Source organism: Enterococcus ureilyticus (assembly GCF_001730315.1).
GTDB lineage: Bacteria > Bacillota > Bacilli > Lactobacillales > Enterococcaceae > Enterococcus_L > Enterococcus_L ureilyticus.
On sequence record NZ_MIKC01000002.1, the window covers coordinates 37618 to 55233 of the forward strand.

19 protein-coding genes and 1 other annotated feature are annotated in these 17616 nt (G+C 35.5%); of the genes, 14 read left to right on the top strand and 5 right to left on the bottom strand.

Annotated elements, in window-relative coordinates; genetic code table 11:
• Positions 1 to 43 precede the first annotated feature (43 nt).
• The 8 genes from fosX to wrbA all read left to right on the top strand — a co-directional run bounded on the left by fosX (position 44) and on the right by wrbA (position 8480).
• A complete protein-coding gene (fosX, locus tag BCR24_RS01880; RefSeq protein ID WP_069638971.1) occupies positions 44 to 433 on the top strand; it encodes a FosX/FosE/FosI family fosfomycin resistance hydrolase in 390 nt (129 codons plus the stop codon).
• A gap of 429 nt (positions 434 to 862) precedes the next feature.
• On the top strand, positions 863 to 2467 hold the full coding sequence (gene abc-f, locus BCR24_RS01885; protein WP_069638871.1) for a ribosomal protection-like ABC-F family protein: 1605 nt from the start codon (positions 863 to 865) through the stop codon (positions 2465 to 2467).
• 374 nt (positions 2468 to 2841) lie between these two features.
• Positions 2842 to 5487 carry a fibronectin type III domain-containing protein gene (locus BCR24_RS01890; protein ID WP_069638872.1) on the top strand — a complete coding sequence of 882 codons (2646 nt, stop codon included), beginning with the start codon at positions 2842 to 2844 and terminating at the stop codon, positions 5485 to 5487.
• Between the two features lie 10 nt (positions 5488 to 5497).
• On the top strand, positions 5498 to 6037 hold the full coding sequence (locus tag BCR24_RS01895) for a hypothetical protein (RefSeq protein WP_069638873.1): 540 nt from the start codon (positions 5498 to 5500) through the stop codon (positions 6035 to 6037).
• 64 nt (positions 6038 to 6101) lie between these two features.
• A complete protein-coding gene (locus BCR24_RS01900; protein WP_069638874.1) occupies positions 6102 to 6758 on the top strand; it encodes a hypothetical protein in 657 nt (218 codons plus the stop codon).
• 24 nt (positions 6759 to 6782) lie between these two features.
• Positions 6783 to 7106, top strand: a complete 324-nt coding sequence (locus tag BCR24_RS01905) for a hypothetical protein (RefSeq protein WP_069638875.1) — start codon at positions 6783 to 6785, stop codon at positions 7104 to 7106.
• A 275-nt stretch (positions 7107 to 7381) separates the two neighbouring features.
• Positions 7382 to 7699 carry a rhodanese-like domain-containing protein gene (locus BCR24_RS01910; protein WP_069638876.1) on the top strand — a complete coding sequence of 106 codons (318 nt, stop codon included), beginning with the start codon at positions 7382 to 7384 and terminating at the stop codon, positions 7697 to 7699.
• Positions 7700 to 7874: 175 nt separating this feature from the next.
• Entirely contained in the window at positions 7875 to 8480 is a 606-nt protein-coding gene (gene wrbA / locus BCR24_RS01915) for an NAD(P)H:quinone oxidoreductase type IV (protein WP_069638877.1), read from the top strand.
• A gap of 140 nt (positions 8481 to 8620) precedes the next feature.
• On the opposite strand, the gene BCR24_RS01920 is transcribed toward wrbA, so the two are convergent.
• From BCR24_RS01920 to BCR24_RS01930, 3 genes are all read right to left on the bottom strand, one after another.
• Positions 8621 to 9439 carry an amino acid ABC transporter substrate-binding protein gene (locus BCR24_RS01920; RefSeq protein WP_069638878.1) on the bottom strand — a complete coding sequence of 273 codons (819 nt, stop codon included), beginning with the start codon at positions 9437 to 9439 and terminating at the stop codon, positions 8621 to 8623.
• Between the two features lie 13 nt (positions 9440 to 9452).
• Entirely contained in the window at positions 9453 to 10088 is a 636-nt protein-coding gene (locus BCR24_RS01925) for an amino acid ABC transporter ATP-binding protein (protein WP_069638879.1), read from the bottom strand.
• 130 nt (positions 10089 to 10218) lie between these two features.
• Positions 10219 to 10860: an amino acid ABC transporter permease gene (locus tag BCR24_RS01930; RefSeq protein WP_069638880.1), complete on the bottom strand. Its 642-nt coding sequence runs from the start codon at positions 10858 to 10860 to the stop codon at positions 10219 to 10221.
• 549 nt (positions 10861 to 11409) lie between these two features.
• Positions 11410 to 11640, bottom strand: a binding site (T-box leader).
• A 254-nt stretch (positions 11641 to 11894) separates the two neighbouring features.
• Between BCR24_RS01930 and BCR24_RS01935 the strand changes: the two genes are divergently transcribed.
• From BCR24_RS01935 to BCR24_RS01960, 6 genes are all read left to right on the top strand, one after another.
• Positions 11895 to 12617 carry a gamma-glutamyl-gamma-aminobutyrate hydrolase family protein gene (locus BCR24_RS01935; RefSeq protein ID WP_069638881.1) on the top strand — a complete coding sequence of 241 codons (723 nt, stop codon included), beginning with the start codon at positions 11895 to 11897 and terminating at the stop codon, positions 12615 to 12617.
• A gap of 35 nt (positions 12618 to 12652) precedes the next feature.
• Entirely contained in the window at positions 12653 to 14299 is a 1647-nt protein-coding gene (locus BCR24_RS01940) for a peptide ABC transporter substrate-binding protein (protein ID WP_069638882.1), read from the top strand.
• Between the two features lie 249 nt (positions 14300 to 14548).
• Positions 14549 to 15112 (top strand): alkaline shock response membrane anchor protein AmaP, encoded by a 564-nt coding sequence (gene amaP / locus BCR24_RS01945; protein ID WP_069638883.1) that lies wholly within the window; start codon positions 14549 to 14551, stop codon positions 15110 to 15112.
• 13 nt (positions 15113 to 15125) lie between these two features.
• Complete coding sequence (locus BCR24_RS01950; protein WP_069638884.1) at positions 15126 to 15341, top strand: DUF2273 domain-containing protein; 216 nt, start codon at positions 15126 to 15128, stop codon at positions 15339 to 15341.
• A 36-nt stretch (positions 15342 to 15377) separates the two neighbouring features.
• The gene (locus BCR24_RS01955) at positions 15378 to 15848 is read left to right on the top strand and encodes an Asp23/Gls24 family envelope stress response protein (RefSeq protein WP_069638885.1); all 471 of its coding nucleotides are present in this window, start codon (positions 15378 to 15380) and stop codon (positions 15846 to 15848) included.
• Between the two features lie 36 nt (positions 15849 to 15884).
• Positions 15885 to 16133, top strand: coding sequence for a GlsB/YeaQ/YmgE family stress response membrane protein (locus BCR24_RS01960; RefSeq protein ID WP_069638886.1), 249 nt, complete (start codon positions 15885 to 15887; stop codon positions 16131 to 16133).
• Between the two features lie 66 nt (positions 16134 to 16199).
• Here BCR24_RS01960 and BCR24_RS01965 read toward each other — a convergent pair whose 3' ends face one another.
• Together BCR24_RS01965 and BCR24_RS01970 are read right to left on the bottom strand one after the other, a co-directional pair.
• Positions 16200 to 16520, bottom strand: a complete 321-nt coding sequence (locus BCR24_RS01965; protein ID WP_069638887.1) for a DUF960 domain-containing protein — start codon at positions 16518 to 16520, stop codon at positions 16200 to 16202.
• Between the two features lie 162 nt (positions 16521 to 16682).
• Complete coding sequence (locus BCR24_RS01970; RefSeq protein WP_069638888.1) at positions 16683 to 17294, bottom strand: 50S ribosomal protein L25/general stress protein Ctc; 612 nt, start codon at positions 17292 to 17294, stop codon at positions 16683 to 16685.
• Between the last annotated feature and the right edge of the window lie 322 nt (positions 17295 to 17616).

Sequence of the window (17616 nt, forward strand, 5' to 3'; positions counted from 1 at the left end):
TATTATACGCATCTAGATAGGAGGAAAGATCGTGATTAGTCATATGACATTTATTGTTCATGATTTGATAAAAGCTAGTTTATTTTTTGAAACAATATTTGATGCAAAGGAAGTCTATAATAGTGGAATGGATACATTCTCAGTGGCGCAAGAAAAATTTTTCTTGATTAATAATGAGCTTTGGATTGCAATCATGCAAGGAGAATCTTTACCTACAAAAACCTACAATCATATTGCTTTTAAGATTGAAGAAAGTGAATATGACAGGTATTTAGAAAGAATAAAGGCCATAAAATTAGAAATCAAACCTGGACGCTCACGAGTTGTTGGTGAAGCAAGATCTCTTTATTTTTACGACTTTGACAATCATTTATTTGAATTGCATACAGGAACACTAGAGGAACGCTTAGAATGTTACCAGCAACTAGGATAAAAAACTCATTTTGCACAAATGAAAACATCATGATACAATGGTAAGCAAGAAATGACGAAGGTGGTGAATAAGTACAATGGTCAGCATGCCAAAAATAACAGTAAGCTTTTCATTTATAATAGCGTATTTAGCTTTTTGTCATGTGATTATTTCCAATTTTTTAACTCAAGGGACAAGTGTGTCCAAAAAGGGTTGGAAAATTAAATAAAACAGACCATTCAGACTTATTTGCTTAAAATATCTAGTCATAAAATAACAAGAAAAACGCTAAAATATTTCACTTGTAGGAGACAACAAGAATATGGATAGCTTAGCCAGAGTAAATAATGAAGGTTGAACGAAGAACGTTGTTCAGCTTTTTTGTGTACGCTAAAATAAATGGTACTTTTTATTACTGTTGATCTGTCTGAATGGCAGAAAGAGGAAGAGATGTTAGTACAATTACAAAAAATAACTAAGAATTATGGAACAATACCGCTATTTGAAGAATTAAATTTACAAATCAACAAAGGTGAAAAAATTGGACTGATCGGAACCAATGGCTCAGGAAAATCAACGATTTTAAAAATAATTACTGGGCTTGAAGGGGTAGAATCGGGAACTATCAGTTGCAAAAAGAATGGACGTATTGGATATCTAGAACAAATGCCAGAAGCCAGTGAGCAACGAGTAAGAGACTATCTTTTAGAAACGTTCACATTTTTGAATGCCATTCAGAAACAATTGACACGTTTGGAAGAACAAATGACTGCATCAGAATGCAATTTAGAAAAAACATTAGCTCACTATGGACAAAAGCAAGAAGAGTTCCAGCAAGCTGGCGGTTATGAAATGGAAAATAAATTAGAGATGATCAGTAATGGTTTGATGATCAATTACTTGTTAACAAAAAAACTATCCGAATTAAGCGGTGGAGAGCAAACGATTGTCGCTTTAGCGAGAATTTTACTCCAAGAAAATGATCTAATCTTATTAGATGAGCCAACGAATCATTTAGATACTAAACGAATCACTTGGCTTGAAGGCTACTTAAGACATGAAAAAACAGCTTATTTAATTGTTTCTCATGACCGTTTATTTTTAGATCATACAATCGACAAAATTGTAGAACTAGAAGATGGATGCTTACAAGAATATAAAGGGAATTATTCAGCCTATAAAAGACAAAAAGAAGAGCAATTAGAAAAATTAAGAAAAGATTTTGCGGAACAACAAAAGGAAATTCAAAAAATAAAATTAGCGATTCGTCGTTTTCGACAGTGGGGACATGAAGGGGATAATGAAAAATTCTTCAAAAAAGCAAAACAACTTGAAAAACGGTTAGAAAAGATTCGAAAAGTACCGAAACCCAGAGAAGAAGGGAGAAAAAAATTAGGGAAGAAATTTAAAGAAACACGTCGTTCAGGTAAAGAGGTGCTTCAATTCAAGGAAGTGAGTAAAGCTTATGCAGATCGAATCGTGTTTGATAAGGTAGAGTTCTCGTTATTTTGGCAAGATCATTCAGCAGTCATAGGCGAAAATGGTGCTGGTAAAAGTACCTTACTAAAACTTGCTTTAGAAGTGGAGCCATTAGATGGTGGACAAATCAAGCAAGGTACGAATATTCAAGTGGGCTATCTTCCTCAAGTGATTGAGTATGGAAACCCTAAGCAAACAGTTTTACAATCATTTAGTCAAGCTTGCTCACTTGCTGAACAAGAAAGTCGTCGCATATTAGCGAAGTATTCGTTCTTTAGTGATGATGTGATGAAGCAAGTGCATTTTTTAAGTGGTGGCGAAAAAATTCGCTTAGAATTAGCAAAACTGATGCAAAATGAAGTGAACTTTTTACTACTAGATGAACCAACCAATCACTTGGATATCGAAACAAGAGAAGAGATAGAGGAAATATTAGAAGAGTTTAAAGGGACGATGCTTGTCGTATCTCATGATCGATTCTTTTTACAAAAAATGTTTGACACATTTTTAATTGTTGAACATCAAAAAATCAAGAAAAAGACAGGACCTTATTTGGAAATACTGATGTCTAATTAAATATTTATATAGGTAGAAAAATAGAAAACACGTGTTGTTTTAGCGCTATTTTTCTATCTTTTTTTACTTTCTAATGGACAAATTAGAAAGAATGATGACGATTATTAAATAGGGAAAAGCCATAAAAACGTAGAAAAAAATATAAAATTTGAAGAACTTTAAAAAAACTTAATATTTGTGAACGTTAAAAAAATATAGAAAAAAGCTGTTAAATATATAAAAAGTAAAGGAAATGTTACTAAAAAACAAATATTAAATAAAAGAAATGAAAAAACATATGTTATTAAATTGAAATTACACTAGAATTACAATACAATAATATAAGTAATAAAGATTATTATTTAAGTTCTATTAAAAAGTAGGGGAGGACGGTCATGAAAAAAATTTTTCGTTTAATTTTTATCAGTATGATTATTTTAATGCTTTTTCCGATTGATTGGTCCTATGCTATAGAAATAGAACAATTAGACGAAGAAATGCAAACGACAACTGAAACGTCTGAAGAGGGTGTTTTGGATTCGACAGAAGCATCAACTACTGATTCATCCGTAACGCAAGAAACGTCTGAAGAAGAAATAGAGGAAGATGAAAAAATAACAGATAGTAATGATATAAAATATTCTTCTGATGATAATGGAGATGAAATAAATAATAAAAACATATTGAGAGCGACACCGACACAAGCAGATGATGGTTTTTGGTTAGTTGACTCAGCAGCTACTTTGACGGAATACTTAAAAGATAGCCAAAAGTTAAATTTGCGTTTAACAAATGATATTGATCTTGGAAAAGGAGCCTATCAGCTCAGAACCAATATGATCATCGATGGTGCGAACCACATTATTACATACGATAAAGAAGGCTATTCTGATAGAGGGTTGTATATTAATCAGAAAGATGCAGTAGTAGAGATTCGAAATACACAATTTGGAAATAGTGATGGCACTGGAGCTGTTGGATACTATGGTTTCTTATCAGGCGGTTCCGCAATAAATATGACCTTTATTTTTGACGGTGTCGATTATTATTCAAATAATGGACAAATGATACATAACGTAAACGGCTCGGTGATTATGAGAGGTCAAAATACAATTGATCAAAGAGGAACAGGTGGCTATTCTCAAGAGTGGGCAGAAGTCAATTCCGTAGAAATTCAAAATGGTTATACATCTATTAAACATTCTTCTAATCAAACCCTAGCTTTTATCTGGTCAACGAGTACTTATCTAGCCAATCCTTATGCAGGAAAATCTCAAATTGCGGTAAGGGAAAATGCAAGACTTGATATACAGACAAATAGCAATATGACCTATGGAACATTAGCACCAAGTTACATTGTTGAGAAAAATGCTGTATTCAATTTGGATAAAGTCACGCTTGCAACTGGTGGCTCAAGAAATCAATTTTTCGCATCAGCTCAAACACAACCAGTCACATTTGATTTTCAAGAACAGTCTCAAGTTGATTTTAAGCTACCAGAACCAATTAATCTTTATACGGCAAAAGGTGGTATGACGATTGGAGCTGCTGCAGATGTTTCAGTCGATGTTGCTAGTGGAACGATTTTCTCGACTGCGTCATCTAGTCAATTTGTAATCAATATGAACAAATCAAAAAGAGTTTCATTTGCAGGAACAAGTCCAGGAACACTAGGACTAAATGGTGTCTCTAACGGCGTTAATCTATCTTTTGCAAGTAATTATTTACAAAAGATAGAGACGTTTTCAAATAAAACAAGTAGTACACCTACGCAAGAAATAATGAAAGAAGCATCAGATCTAACTGTTCAAGGGGCGAACTTTGTGAATGCATCAAGCTCAAGTGATCCGTTTACTGCCCCTGAATTACTTGCGTTAAAAAATTCACAGAAAATGGTCTTTAGTGAGTTTATCGATGTTCCAGATCAATTAGGATTATTTACACATGATGCAGAAGATACATCTGTTTCGTTATCGGGAAATTCAGTGAATAATGGGAGCCCGGCGACAGAGGTGAAGTTCTTTATATTTTCTGATGAAGAAGATACAAATGATCTAAGAAATGCAAGACAGATTGTTACATTGGACTCGTTTGATGGACAAACAAATACAGCACTTAAGTCCTACTACAGTGTCTTAGTAGATGGCTTAAATCCTAATACACTTTATTGGGCTCAAATGGTCGTCACCAATCAAGCAGGAGAAAGTGAATTTTCTGAGGCTGAAGTGTTTGCTACCAAACCTCAATTAAGTAACATAACAGCTAATGTCACTACTACTACAGCAATCATCAGCGGTGAACTAGCAAGTGATACAGGAAAATGGACAGATTATTCAAATGGAGAAGCTGCCGCAATACCTGATCAACAAGCTTATTTTGGCAGTAAGTATAATCAAGTTACAGTAGAATACAGTAAAAATAAGACCTTTCCAGCAAATGAGACTAATGCTCAAGTTGCAGATCTTTCAGGAGACAAGAATCAAAAGTTTAGTACGAAATTAAAAGGACTTGATGGGGAAGCGACTTATTACGTTCGGGTGAAAGTTGCAGGAGTTTATGGAGAAGAAGTTATTTTGGTCATGTCACCTTTGACAGAATTTCAAACAGTGACTGAGATCATCAATGTGCAAGTTCCTATTGAGATGGCCTTTCAAACGAAGAACCAAGACATTGGAACGGCCAAAGAAGGACAGCTAACCTCAGCTGATTATCCAATTATTAATAATGGGAATGTAGCAACAAAAATATCGTTAACAAATCTAACGAAAGAAAATGCAGATGCTAATCAATTACTACTGCTGAATCATCTTTCAGGGAATCAAGGACAAGATGCATTAGCCTTGCAGCTACTTGTTGATCATGATCAGTCGAATCCTTTATTTCTGACGAATGGACTATCAAGTGTTCCATTGTCTCTAGGGATTTTAAATACGAATGAGCAAAAGAATCTTACGCTAGCAGGAAAATATTTCAATCCAACTGGATCAGTACTATTTCCTACTTATAAAATGACGTTCAAAGTTGAAAAGAATGAAGAATGAGAGGGAATCTATGAATAAACCAACGCAAACAAATGAAGAAAAAAAGAAAAAGAAACGACTATTACTTCTACTATTGCTGCTCTTATTTGCAATAGCGGCAGGTGGTATATACTATTATTATTCGACTAAAACCGAACCTGTTCAGGTTGTTTCTGGGGACTATCTGCCCGAGACAAAAGACGCTAAAAAAATGAGTGACAAAGAGCTCAAAGCAGCTGAACAAAAAGCAGTTGATGCAAGCAAATTTAATATGGTTATCAAATCGGAAGCCGTATTTGAGACTAGTGATAGTGAAGGGAGTCTTTATATTCAAAATCCAGTCGAAAATGGCTATCCTATCAATGTAGTGATTCGTTTAGACAGCAACAATGAACAAGTTTATTCCTCTGGTGCAATTCAGCCAGGTTATGAAATAAATGGAGCAAAGCTAGAGCAACAACTTCCTAAAGGAAAGCATCCTGCAACTGCCACCTTTGATATTTACGATGCGAAAACAAATAAAAAACGTGGGCAAGTTCAGGCAGGAATTACGATTCAGATCAACAACTAACATAGTTATTTGACAGATTTTCTGTTAAAAATAAATCATCTTACACATAAGAAGGAGAAACGATATGAAAAAAACAAATATTTTACTTACTACAATGATGTTAGGCCTAAGTGTATCAGGACTAACACAATTTGCTTCAGCTCAAACAGTCGATGGAGAAAATTCTGCAGATGTGATCATCAACGGAACAATCGGTAAATTAGATAATACAGATCCAGATGCAACAATTCCAGAAGGGTCTGATGAGTGGATCAATGTTACTGTGGATACTGCAACGGCATTCCATACAACAACAGCAAGTGCCCATAAAAATATTGAATCAGCTGATTACAGTATTGTGAACAATTCAGGTCGTGGTGTAGCTGTGACTTTGAATAAAATGGAAGGTACACCAACATATGTTGATACCTTGACAATCAATGCCAAAGGAAATGGTCTCGCTACCACACCAGCAGCGACTAAATTAGTCAATGGCAATGCGTTAGTTGATTTAACAAGTACATCTACTTGGATGACATTGGCAAATAAAGATGGTCGTTTAAATATTGATACAGATGCTGCTTCAGCGTATGCTAATGCTGCAACGTTTTATTATACAGGTACGACGGTTGCCAACTTACCAGCCGATGCCAATGAAAAAGCTACAGCAGAAAACTATACGCTAACATTAAAATTCACATCGATTCAAAAAGATGGTACAACAATTGGTGTAACGCCATAATTTCACAAAAGGCTGTGATAAGCAATGAAACAATTTAATTGTCACATCATCACATTTATTCTTTTACTCGGCTGTATTGGCTTTTATCAAAAAGCTGCATACGCGGACACTGCTGAGGTAGAGATTAATGGACAAATCGGCGGCAAGACAGTAAATGAACAGGCACCAAAAGAACCAACCGGAAAACCGAATACCAACTTAGCAAAACCTAAGCAATCCCACATAACATTAAGAAAATTTCCAAATAATGGTAGTATTATTGACACACTTACCCCAATAGGGATATTGTTGCTGTTGATTTATATACTGCTCCTCAGATGGAAAGCACATAGAAATAAATATTCGTGAAAAACGGAAACAAGACGATCAACGTTTTGTTTCTATTTTCTTTATAAAAGAGAGTGATGAAGAATGAAGGAAACGAAGTATTCGATCATTCTGGAAAACAGACATTTTGGTGGTATAAAAAAATTGCAGCAAATATCTTATATTTTTAATCGAACTCATAGAAATGTCAAGTCAAGGGTTGTTGTATGAACAAACAGTGGTATACTGCTAATGAGACGAATTCGGTGATAAGTTAATCGAATGATATGAAAACCTGCAGGAGGCATAACAAATAGATGAAAAGAGTATCGATCAAGGAATTAAAGGAACTAATCGAGTTAACGGTCAAGGAGCCAGTTTCGATCATCGATGTTCGCGAAGTAGAGGAATTTGCTAAAGGGCACATTCTTACAGCGAAGAACTATCCATTATCTACTTTACCAGAAGCAATGTCAGAAATTAATCGAGAGCAGCCGCATTATGTTATTTGTCAACATGGTATTCGCTCAGAGCATGCCTGTTCTTTTCTCGAAAATTATGGTTATAATGTTGTTTCTGTTTCAGAAGGAATGTCAGTTTGGGACGGAGAAGGGCAAGAAAAGAGCTATAGATAAGAAAAGTCGTGATAAGTATGATACTTATTACGGCCTTTTTTTATAGAAAATAAGCTTAAAATGAGAATTTTTGAATAAACTTATTTTTAGTAAGTAAAAACACTTGTAAGTTCACTTACTTTTTGTTAGTATATAAATGTAGACAAGAAAACAACAGTTATTGGAGGAAAATATCATGACAACAAAATTATTGATCGCCTATTACAGCTCAACAGGAACAGGAACACAAATGGTAAAATGGGCAAAAGAAGCAGCAGAAGCAAATGGGGCTGAAGTTCGTTTGAGAAAAGTCCACGAATTGGCACCAGATGTAGCGATTGACTCAAATCCATTATGGCGTAAAAATGTAGACGCTAGTACCGATATCCCAGAAGTGACAAGTGATGATTTACTATGGGCAGATGCTTATATCTTCTCTTCACCATCTCGTTTTGGTGTAATGGCTAGCCAATTAAAACAATTTTTTGATTTACAAGGTGGACTTTGGGCGCAAGGTAAATTAGCAAATAAATTTGTAACAGCTTTCTCTTCTGCACAAAATCCAAATGGTGGACAAGAACAAGTAATTCAAGGAATCTATACTGTTATGCAACATTGGGGCGCAATTATCGTGCCAGCAGGATACGTTAATCCATCAACTTTTGCAGCAGGCGGTAATCCTTATGGAACGAGTGCTTCAATTGATGGCGAAGGAAATATGTTGAAAGCAGATGAAGTGAAAGCAGCGATTCAAGATCAAACAAAACGTTTGGTGGATGTGACAACTAAATTTTTAGGGTAGGAAGCAGCGATTAATAACTATCCTAGTGTTTGATGTTTTTATAAGTATGTGTTTTGATTAGAAAAATGACGTGATGAACACAAGAACAAACACCCCTCAAGGGAGCCGAGCTCTCTTGAGGGGTGTTTGTTTAAAGTAGTCTATTTTGTAACATCTTCGCCAAACCATTTCGTTGAGATTCTAGCTAATTCTCCCGATTCTCGAAGCTTTTCAAAACCGGCATTGATTTTCTCAGCTAATTTTTTGTCAGATTTTCTCAAACCGACAGCAAATGCCTCACTTTCAAAATCACCACTGACAATAGAATAGTCGGCTAAATTATCTTCATGAGAAAGATAATAGTTTGCATAAACCCGATCGATCAATAACCCATCGATTCGTCCAGATTTTAAGTCCATGAAAGCTTCGTTGAAGCCATCGTACAAAATCGCGGTCTGATCTTTAACTAGATTTTTTAGAATAGTCGGCTGCTCTTCAAAGCTATTGATACCAGAAGAGCCATTTTGAGCACCTAAAATTTTGCCTTTCATATCAGAAAAATGATTGATATTGTTCTTCTTTAAAGCGACAACAACTTGTTCATTTTTCATGTATTCATCACTAAAAAGGACTTTTTCTTCTCGTTCAGCACTTTTAGAGTAACCATTCCAAATCAAATCAATCGTTTGATTCTGTAATTCGTTTTCTTTCATTGACCAATCAATCGGCTGAAAATCAACGGTGATATCATATAAATCAAAAACTGCACGGGCTAGATCAATATCAAAGCCGATGATTTCGCCAGATTTGTTTTGAAAACCCATTGGCACAAAAGAATCATCCAATCCGACAATCACTCTTTTTTCATCATTGATGCGCGTCCATTGATCTGTATCTGTTTTTTTTCTACCACAACCAGCTACAGATAAGACAGCAAATAAAATTGTCATGAGAAAGAATAAATAGCTTTTTTTCTTCATATAAATGTCCTTTCTATTGAACAGGTGTGACTGTCAATAAGTTATCAGCAATATTTTCAGCAAAATTCATATCATGAGTTACAACGATTTGGGTCATCCCTTGTGCCTTGAGGGTTAAGATGACTTCTTCAACTTGTTGGCGAAGTTCAGGATCAAGCGCACTCGTTGGTTCGTCATAACCTAACACTTTAGGCTTCATTGCTAGGGCACGTGCGAGAGCCACTCGTTGTTTTTGACCGCCAGATAATTGATAAGGATATAAGCGTTCTTTTCCGCTGAGACCAAATTTTGTCAGTAAATCGATTGCTTCAGATTCACTAGCCTCTTTTGATTGTTTCAAAGAAAGGATCGGTGCTAAAGTTATATTGTCTAAAACTGAAAGATGAGGGAATAATTGGAAATCTTGGAAGACAATACCGACGACTTGATCTGCATTATCCATTTCCACAGGATTAAAAGGCACACCGTCCATCGTCAGTTCACCCGAATCAATTGTCTCCAAACCAGCTAAACAACGTAGTAGAGTTGTTTTTCCACCTCCGGAAGGACCAACGATCGTTAGAATTTCACCATCTTTGATTTCTAAATTTAATTGGTCAATGATTCGACGACCATCGAAACTTTTGGTTAAGTTTTTAATAAGTAGCATGTTATTACCTCCTAATAGTAAATACTGAAAATATTTGTTCAGGCCTGTCAAAAAAATAGAGTAAATGAATTGATCTTTTGTCAGATGCTATTTCTATTTTTTCCTGAAATGATAACCCGAATGGGATTACTTATTTATAATACTGATAATGTTTTTCAAGTTTTTTCGATGCAAGTGTTAAGATTGCAGTTAGTAACAAATAAATAATCCCCACTAAAACTAAAGGCAACAGGCTTACATCACGGCTCATCGCAATTTTTCCAGCGCGTAGTAAGTCTCCTAAACCAAGGACATAAATCAATGAGGTATCTTTTACTAAATTGATTACTTCATTGCCGATGGAAGGCAATACGACTTTGATGACTTGAGGTAAGATAATTCTTGTGACTGTTTGAAAGCTAGTTAAACGCAGTACCTTAGCAGCCTCATATTGTCCTTCAGGAATCGATTGAATCCCACCACGAAAAATTTCTGCAAAATAAGCTGCATAATTTAAAATAAAAGCGAACAACGCAGCATCATATCGTTCAAAGACAATCCCAATCAATGGGAGACCATAAAAAACAAAGATAAGTTGCAATAATAATGGTGTTCCCCGCATTAGCCAAATGTAAATATTGATTAGAAAATTCAAGGGTTTAAAATTTGTCTGTAAGCCAAACGCAACTAAGATCCCAAGTGGAATCGACCCCAGTAGTGTAAAAATAAATACTTTTAATGTCATAAGTGCACCGTCTAATAAAGCCGGCATGATTTCTAAAATGTAGTTCATAATTTTTCCTCCCGTTTTTTTATTTTTTTTCTAAGAGTAAACAAAAAGCCCTCCTGGCAAAATCAGCCAAGAGGACGAAATAATCGTGGTTCCACCTCAATTTGTTACTACCTCACAGTACTAACCTCATAAAATCTTTAGTTTAACTAAAGATTTTTTCTGATAACGGAGAAGACCGCAAATTCCTACTTGATTCAGAAGTTGACTAAAACAGATGTGTTCATCAAAGGTTTCCAGCTTTTTCTCTCAGCAAAATAAAAAAGTCTCTGTCAGGAAATGATCAGTGATTACTTGTTCTGTTTGTGTGTGTTGGTTTTATTAGAATGGTTGATGGATATTTTTTTACAATTTATTTATGTCAGATGTAAGCTGTTTGGAGATTTACTAGTAAGGAAACTGCTCTCTTGTTGGTCACCAAGTACTATTCATCATTTACTCTGACAAAGCCAGACGCAGTCCTCTAATTCTTAGAGCTTTAGCTCTTAGAACTTGATGAGATCGAAACGAAGTGACGTGATGAATCGTAAAAAAAATCCTTTGGCAATAAAGCCAAAGGACGCAAAATTCGTGGTTCCACCTTTTTTTATTATCGCCTCACAACGATAACCTCATGAAGTCATAGACTTCCAATGCTGTAACGGGCATTCCCGAACTTTCCTACTTAGTTGTTCAAAAAGTTAACTCCCAGATGTGTTTCGCTTTATCTTTTTGTCTTTTTCCACCAAGCAAAGACTCTCTTCAATAAAAAAATAAAGGTACTCTTCTGTTCTTTGTTTTTTATTACTTTACCATCAGTTTTTCCACTTGTCAACAACTCTTTGTTTGGAAAATTCAGAAAATAGCTTATTTTAAGCATAAAAGTAACCGATTAAGGAAAATTGAGGTAAAATAGAAATAGTTATTTCCTATTAAAAAGTAAGTAAATTGTGATAGCCAAAAACTATCGCACCTTTTCTATTTGTACTATCCTTTCATATATATATCTGATAAACTATGTACAATTATTATCGGAAAGTAAAAAGGAGTGGTGTCGATTGAGTCGGCCAATTATTGGAATTGCAGCGAATGAAATTGAAGATGCAGGAGCGCGGTTGTACCATTTACCAATTAGTTACACTCCTTGTGGTTATATTAAAGCAGTTCAACATGCTGGAGGTTTACCGCTGGTTCTGCCAGTGGGTTCTCCTGACTTAGCTAAGGATTATATCAAACAGATCGATAAGTTGATTTTGGCTGGGGGACAAAATGTTTCACCAGGATTATATGGCGAACCAATCCAAGTTGAAGAAGCCTCATTATCTGAAGACAGAGATCGCTTTGAGTTAGCTTTGATTAAAGAAGCTATTGCACAAAAGAAACCGATTTTTGCCGTTTGTCGTGGTCTCCAACTGGTTAATGTAGCGCTTGGCGGTAGTTTATATCAGAATATCAGTCATTTTAGTGATATGAACATTGCTCATATGCAAGTACCGGTATCTAGAGAAATTCCAACACATCAGATTCACACAGAAGACAAGAGTATTTTACGTGAAATTTATGGAAAAAAAACGGCTGTTAACTCATTCCATTTTCAAGCGGTAAAAGAATTAGCAGAAAAACTAAAGGTTACAGCGTTTAGTGAAGATGGGATCATTGAAGGTGTGGAAAGTAACGATCCAAGTATAGTCTTTTTAGGTGTACAGTGGCATCCTGATTTTGCTTATGATCATTTAGAACAAGAAATGGCTGTTTTTCACTATGTGGTTAAAAAATTATAAAGTATCTAGTTTTTAAAAAGAGGAGGATTTTGATAATGAAGAAAAAGTTTGGTGTTTTTGTATTAGCAGCGAGTTTATTGTTGACTGCTTGCGGTGGAGGTAAAGGGACAAGTTCATCTGGCGAAAAACCGGATGGTGGTAAAACAACTCAGACACAAGTAATCAAAGTGGCCTCTGGTGGAGAATTATCAACATTAGATAGTGCGCATTATACGGATGTCTACAGTTCTGATATGATAGGTCAAGTTGTAGAAGGACTTTATCGGATGGATAAAAATCATGATCCAGAACTGGCAGTGGCCGCTAGCGAGCCAACTGTTAGTGATGATGGACTTGTTTATACGTTTAAATTAAAAGAAACAAAATGGAGCAACGGTGATCCAGTTGTAGCAGGGGATTTTGTGGCGTCCTTTAAAAATGTTGTAGATCCAAGCTTTGGTTCAAGCAGCAGTAACCAAATGGATATTTTCAAAAATGGTCGAAAAATTCGTGAGGGACAAGCCCAATTAGATGAACTTGGGGTCAAAGCACTGGATGATCAAACCTTAGAAATGACACTTGAATACCCAATTCCCTATTTAGCACAAGTATTGGTGGGCACACCATTTATGCCTAAAAATGAAAAATTTGTCAAAGAAAAAGGCGAAGCTTATGGCACGTCAGCAGACAACTTTGTTGGAAATGGCCCATTTGTGATTTCAGGTTGGGACGGTAATACAGAAAACTGGAAATTAGAGAAAAATAAGGATTACTGGGATCAGGAAAATGTTAAATTAGAGACGATCGATGTTCAAGTGGTGAAAGAAATTGGGACAGGGACGAATCTTTTTGATGCAGGAGATTTGGATTATACTGTATTAGCGGATACCTATGCCCTACAATACAAAGACTCACCACAAGCTAATTTTGTGCCTAAAGCAATGGTTGGTTATTTAAGTCCAAATCATAAACGAGAAGTAACAGGCAATATAAATGTTCGCAAAGCGATTCTGCAAGCAATCGATAAAGAGACTTTCGCTAAAGATATTCTAGGAGATGGTTCGACGGCAATCAATGGTTTTGTACCAAAGGATTTTGCAAAAAATCCTGAAACCGGCGAAGATTTTCGTAAAGAAAATGGTGATTTTCTTCCGTTTGATTTAAAATCTGCTCAAAAAAGCTGGGAAACCGCTAAGAAAGAATTAGGGAAAGAAGAAATCGAATTAGAATTACTTTCAGCTGATTCCGCGCTTGCAAAGAAGACAATTGAGTATGTCCAAGGGCAATTACAACAAAATCTACCTGGATTAAAAATTACATTGAAATCAGTTCCATTACAAAATCGTTTGGACTTACAAACAGCTAGTAATTTTGATCTAGTTTTCGGTACATGGACACCAGATTATGCGGATCCGATCAACTTCTTAGAATTCTATGATTCTAAGAGCGGTTTGAATACAGCGGGTTACGACAATCCCGAATATGATAAAGGATTGAATGATGCCAGAATTACTTTAGCCAACGATCCAGAAAAACGTTGGGATAAGTTGAAAGAATTAGAAGAAACATTGATTGAAAAAGACGCCGCTGTATTGCCTCTATATCAAGGTGCGATTGGTTACCTTAAAGCGGATCGATTAAAAGAACTACAAGTCTTTCCATTTGGACGAACAGTTTCATATCGTTTGGCCTATGTAGAATAACTTAAAAGAATACGAATCAGTTGAATGCCAATTTTCTCATCTTGGTATTCAACTTTTTTTATTGTGAAAATAGCTGCGAGAAATACTGATATAGCAATCTTTAGTCAGGAAAAACAGTTTCAATCAAATGAGAATAGTGATAAGAAGTATGCGTATCTTTTGTAATTGTTGAATAATGCGTTTAACATAAAATATAGAAATAAGAAAAATTATTTGAAAAAGAAAAAACAATGTTGGAGGGGAAATTCTATGCGAGTGCTTAAAGGTCTTATTTCTTTATTACTAATAGCAGGTATTTTTGGTATCGTGGGTTTGTATTCCCAAGTGGAAAACTTAGGCGTTGTGAGTACCTTTTTTGAGAACTTGCTATTTGAAGGAGAGTGGCTCTTTTATTTTTACCAAGTTGTTCTTTTTACCCTCTTAGCGGTATTAACCTTAGCGTTTTTAATGGTGATTTTTAAACCAATCACTAAAAAAGAAGTGCACATAAAAAAAGACATGGGGCAAATCAATTTACCACTGCATACGTTGGAGTCTATTGCTAAGTCTGCATTAAATGGGATCGTAAATGCCGATAACGCACAAGTGAAAGTTAGGCTAACGAAAAAGCAACTGGCGAATGTAGAAGTAATAGTCGCAGATGAGAATCAAAAAGAATTGCTAAGCAAAGGCAAAAAAATCCAAGAACAAATTCCACAAGCTTTACAACAGATGGCAAGAATCGAAACGAATAAGACGAAGGTAATTTTCAAAAAGAAAAAAACAGGAGCTTCGTTGTTGCCGATTAGTAAAAAAGAATCCCGTGTGGTTTGAAGGAGGCGGAACAGTGAAAAAACTAAAAAAACTCGAACCTTACCGCAATCAAATTCTATACACGAGTCTAGCTGTTCTAATCGCTATTCTTTTGATGACAATTGGCTTTTGGAAAACAATTTTATTGGTTCTTTTAATCGGGATCGGTTATCTTATTGGGAAAATGCAAGATGAAAAACGCTCTATCTCTTCAATTTTAGCTTCTATACAAGCTTTTTTTGAAAGATAAAATAAATTGAATCAAAATCAGAAAGGTTGAGAGAAAATGGATAACAAAACAAATGTAAACACAACTGAAGGAAAAAACACAAATGGCGTTAAAACAAAATTAACATTTGACGATCAAGTCGTGAAAAAAATTGCTGGTATCGCCGTATCAGAAATTCCTGGAATTTTAGGGTTGAGCGGAAATGCAATCACCAACTTGACTGATAAATTTACGAACGGAAATAATCCAACCAAAGGAATCAGTGCCGAAGTAGGAACGAAACAAGTGGCGATTGATTTAGATGTCATTGGAGAATATGGAAAAAATATTGCACAAGTCTTTGATGCCGCAACGAAAAAAGTTTCTGAAGAAGTAAAAAATATGACAGGCTTAGATGTTATTGAATTTAACATGAATGTCGACGATGTTATGTCAAAAGAACAATACGAAGAAAAATTTGAAAATAAGAAAAAAGATGATAGTGACAACGATAAAAAATCAGATGATAATACCCGGGTATTGCAATAGGGTATGACTGATTTCGATTAGAGGAGGAGAAGCATTATGCTAAGTTTTATTTGGTCATTGATTGTCGGCGGGGTGCTAGGTGCCATCGCTGGAGCAATTTTAGGTAGAGATGTTCCAGGTGGTGTGATTGGAAATATCATTGTTGGATTTATTGGTAGCTGGGTCGGTACTATGTTATTAGGAAACTTTGGTCCAATTATCGGTGGATTTCCCATCATCTCAGCGTTGATTGGGGCAGTGATTTGTATCGCAATTTATTCTTTCATTGCCAAACGCATGGCTTAAGTGCAAAATAATAAAACCAGTTCCGATTAGCGATCATAGGCTATCGAAACTGGTTTTTCTAATTATTTATTCATACATTTCTGCGGGTAGTAAAATTGTTTCTTTATTGCCATCATCAAAAGCAAAGACTTGAGATGGATAAGCATCAGAATAAGGGAATGGTAAATCAATGGCCATTTGGACATCACTGATTTCTTGTGAAAAATGAACAGTTACTTTCCCACCATTGTCGATTAAATCAAAATACAACATATTCGTCAGCGGAATCACACCTTTTAAATCCAAATCAATAATCAGCCAGATACTGTCGATCAAGGCTGCAGGCAAGCTCTCAACTACACCTAAAGAAGCATAACGATTACGTGCGCTATCAAAACTTTCAACCATCAATTTGACCTCCTTTGTTTACCTACTAATAGTATACCTTATTTGTATAAAACTCGCTTCTGTTGTGTTTGAGAATAACTGCAAGTAAAAAGCTCAATAAAAGAGCAAAAAAGAGATAAAGTCAAAGACCTTATCTCCTTTAAGTTCTATTCAATCAATGCTTTATTCTGGTTTTTCACCAATCACAGTAGGCTCAGCTGCTTCGCCAGTAGATTCTTCTTCAGCTGCTTTAGCTTCTACAACGGCTGCAATTTGTTCTTCACCATCAGTAATAATATCGTAATCTTTATTTTTGGGTAGATCAGCCACAGTGATGGCATCGCCAATAGCAAGTTTAGTAATGTCAACTTCTACACGCTCTGGTAATTTATCTGGTGTAGCGGAAACAAGCACATTATATAAGTTTTGGTTTAATTCTCCACCAACTTTGACTCCAGCAGATTCACCAACAAGAACGATTTCAGCTTCAACTTCAGTTGTTTCTTTCATGTTTACAGCAAGAAACTCGACGTGTTTCATTTGGCTGGTGAATGTATCTAATTGTGCTTTAAACATCAATGTATTGATTTTTTTTCCACCAATAGTCATTGTGATTACAGCGTTGGCGCCATTATCTCGTAAAATTTTTGTTAATTCTTTTTGATCAACTGAAATAGGCGTACTTTCAATTTCAAATCCATAAACAACGGCGGGAACTTGACCAGTGTGACGTAGTTGATTTCTTAGGGAACGTGGACGGACAGCTCTTTCTTTAACTTCTAATGATACTGACATAACCAAAATCCTCCTTAAATTTAAAGCGTAATGGGGCTCATTGAGTTCTAAAGAACTAGCCCAATAGCTTGATAAATCAAAATGAATTTATATTTGGTTATCTGCAAAAAGCAAAATAATGTAAAAAAGGAGTTTTACTGACGCTTCGTGTAAATGGATAAAAGTTGGAACTTAGCTAAAGCTCTTCGGTTCATTTATGAAACGAACAAGCAACTTCTATCAAGAGGACAGCAAAGACAAAAAAATCCCGAATAATTGTGCACAATTATCCAGGGGAAAATTCCATATGATATCTTATTCTCTCCCAGGTCATTACGCTGTT